Below are 3,194 nucleotides of genomic sequence, written 5' to 3'. Positions count from 1 at the left end.
AATCGCGGCCGCCCTGTGCGGCGCGGCCGTTGCTCGAGGTGTCGCTGGGGCGGGTGAGACGCATGAGGCTCAGCGTAAGCGATGGGATCGACGTGCGCTGCCGCTCGGGGTGGGTCCTCATGGCTCTGGAATCGCGGCCCGCCCGGCCCGCGTTACCCGGGACCCACCCGGCCCGCGTCAACCGCAGCCCACCCGGCCCGCGTCACCCCGGGACCGACTGGGTCTCCTGGTCGACCTCCTTGTTGGCCAACCGCACGGTCGCCACCACCATCAGGACGAGGGTCGCGGCCAGGATCGCCAGCTCGGGGCCGTCGACGGTGAACCACTCGCCCAGGACCACCACCCCCAGTCCCAGCGCGACGACGGGCGTGGTGACCGTGGAGGCGGGCACCGCCTGGTGCACGGCCCCCGCGGAGAACGACATCTGCTGCAGCGTCAGCGCGATCACCGCCGCCGCCACCAGTCCGTACACCTCGCCCGTGGTGAACACCTCGAGCAACCCGCCCGAGTACCACCGGTCGGCGACACCCTTGGTGAGCAGCGCGACGTAGGCGAACGCGAGACCGCCGGCGACACCCAGGAGCAGCGCGCGGTTGCCGTTGCGGCGTCGGTTCCGGGACAGACGCAGCAGCACGGCGATGACGGCGAGCCCGGCCGCGCACGCGAGCGCCCACTCGTACCAGGGCGGGTGCGCGTCGCCTCCCGTCGGTCGCCCGTAGATCACCAGGACGACCACGCATCCCGCCAGGACGTACCCCCAGAACAACTCGGTCTTGGTCACCCGCCGGCCCGTCACCCAGGCTCCGAGCGGGAGCGCGAAGGTCAGTGAGAGGACGGTGATGGTCTGCACGAGGATGAGCGAGCCGAACGCCAGCGCCCCACCCTGGAAGGCGAATCCGGCCAGGCTGATCGCCATGCCCGACCACCAGTACCTGCTGGCCAGGACGCCGAAGCGACCCTCGAGCCGACCCCCGGCGCGGTCCTTCGTGCGGTGCCGCATCACGGTGCCGAAGGCCTGGCTGAGGGCGGAGGCGAGGGCCAGGAGGACGGCCACCCAAGTTTCAGTCATCGATGATGAGTAAACACCTCCCGTAATGTAGGGCTGCGTTAAGCCGATCAACACCGGAAGGGTGTGACCGCGTGGCACTCGTAGTGCAGAAGTACGGCGGCTCCTCCGTGGAGTCCGCAGAACGTATCCGTCGGGTGGCCGAACGGATCGTCGAGACCAGGAAGGCGGGCAACGACGTCGTCGTCGTCGCCTCCGCGATGGGGGACACGACCGACGAGTTGTTGGACCTGGCGGACCAGGTCTGCCCGGCGCCCCCGCAGCGCGAGATGGACATGCTGCTGACCTCGGGCGAGAGGATCTCCAACGCGCTGTTGGCCATGGCCATCAGTTCGTTCGGGATGGAGGCGTACTCGTTCACCGGCTCGCAGGCCGGGATCATCACCACCACCAAGCACGGCGACAGCCGGATCATCGACATCACACCGGGGCGGGTCCGCGACGCCCTGGACCAGGGCAAGATCGCTCTGGTCGCCGGGTTCCAGGGTGTGTCCCGGGAGACCCGCGACGTCACGACCCTGGGTCGTGGCGGTTCGGACACCACCGCGGTGGCCATGGCGTCCGCGTTGGGCGCCGACGTCTGCGAGATCTACTCGGACGTCGACGGCATCTACACCGCCGACCCCCGGATCGTCCCCGACGCCCGCAAGCTCGACACCATCTCGTACGAGGAGATGCTGGAGATGGCGGCCGTCGGTTCGAAGATCCTCAACCTGCGGAGCGTCGAGTTCGCCCGCAGGTACCACGTGCCCCTGCGCGTGCGCTCGTCGTATTCGACCAACCCGGGCACGCTCGTGGCCGGAAAAGTGGAGGACATCCCCGTGGAAGACGCAGTCCTGACCGGAGTCGCTCACGACGCCTCGGAGGCCAAGATCACGGTCGTCGGGATCCCGGACCAGCCGGGGTACGCCGCCAAGATCTTCCGCGTGGTGGCCGACGCCGAGATCAACATCGACATGGTCCTGCAGAACGTCTCCAAGGCGGAGGGCAAGACCGACATCACCTTCACCTGCCCACGTGAGGTCGGGGCCAGGGCCGTCGAGGTGCTCTCGCAGGCCAAGGACGACCTCGGGATCGACCAGGTGCTCTACGACGACAACGTCGGCAAGGTCTCCCTGGTCGGCGCCGGCATGAAGTCGCATCCGGGCGTCACCGCGACGTTCTGCGAGTCGCTGTCCGAGGCCGGGGTCAACATCGAGCTCATCTCCACCTCGGAGATCCGCATCTCGGCGCTGGTCCGCGAGGACGAGCTCCCCGAGAGCGTCCGCGCCCTGCACGCGGCGTTCGAGCTGGGCGGCGAGGAGGAGGCCCAGGTCTACGCCGGCACCGGCCGCTGACCCGAGCCCCTACACCCCCCACCTCGAGAAGACAGTTCCGCACACATCGCCCGAGAGCGAGTGTGCGGAACTGTCTTTTCGTCGGCGCACTGCCGTGAGTCGGCGCACCGCCGTCACGCGACGCACCGCCGTCAGCCGCCGCGCTCGCGGACGCCGGCCCGGATGTCGGCAGCGGTCGCCTGCGCGTCGCGGGTGACCATCGTGGTGGTGAGGGGGTAGACCAGCCATCCCGCGCGACGGAGTCGGTTCCAGCGGGTGAGGTCCTTGGCGTGTTGCGCCGGGTCGCGGTGGTACTCGCCGTCGTACTCGACGCCGACCTTGAGGTCCCGGCGCCCGAGGTCGAGGTGATAAGGAAGGCCGGGCACGGGGACCTGCGTCTCGAACCCCGTGAGACCGTGATTCATCAGGAACAGTCGGGTCCGGGTCTCCCACGGTGACTGGGCGCCGATGTCACACAGGTCGAGCGCCGCCAGGACCTGGCGTTTTCCGGGGATCCGTCGGGGGGTCATCGCGAGTGGCCGGACGTCGCGCTCCGGGTCGACGCCGATGGACGGACCCGCATCCAGCGCGCAGACGGCGTCCGTCAGGTCACCGCGCCGCGCGATGTCGAACAGCGCCCATGCGGGGCTCGCGGCCAGGCCGGCACCCGCGGTTCCGGTCAGGTGGCACACGTGTTCCCGTGGGATCGTGTACTGGCGGCCGATCATGCCGGGCCGACGTACCCGCGTCGAGCCGGCGGCGAACTCGTCGGGGTAGTCCCGCGGCGGGAACGGGTGGCCGTGTGCGTCGGC

Annotated in this window: 3 protein-coding genes; 1 reads left to right on the top strand and 2 read right to left on the bottom strand. The window is 69.8% G+C overall.

The features are described 5' to 3' along the window. Positions 1–202 precede the first annotated feature (202 nt). Entirely contained in the window at positions 203–1,069 is an 867-nt protein-coding gene (locus tag G6018_RS00560; RefSeq protein WP_182638459.1) for a DMT family transporter, read from the bottom strand. Between the two features lie 71 nt (positions 1,070–1,140). Between G6018_RS00560 and G6018_RS00555 the strand changes: the two genes are divergently transcribed. Next, the gene (locus G6018_RS00555; RefSeq protein ID WP_182638458.1) at positions 1,141–2,403 is read left to right on the top strand and encodes an aspartate kinase; all 1,263 of its coding nucleotides are present in this window, start codon (positions 1,141–1,143) and stop codon (positions 2,401–2,403) included. 131 nt (positions 2,404–2,534) lie between these two features. On the opposite strand, the gene G6018_RS00550 is transcribed toward G6018_RS00555, so the two are convergent. After that, a partial coding sequence (locus tag G6018_RS00550) for a DUF559 domain-containing protein (protein ID WP_182638457.1) occupies positions 2,535–3,194 on the bottom strand: 660 nt, incomplete at its 5' end.

It is taken from the genome of Dietzia sp. DQ11-44 (genome assembly GCF_014145205.1).
GTDB lineage: Bacteria > Actinomycetota > Actinomycetes > Mycobacteriales > Mycobacteriaceae > Dietzia > Dietzia natronolimnaea.
This window is presented reverse-complemented; position numbering and strand designations above follow the sequence as displayed.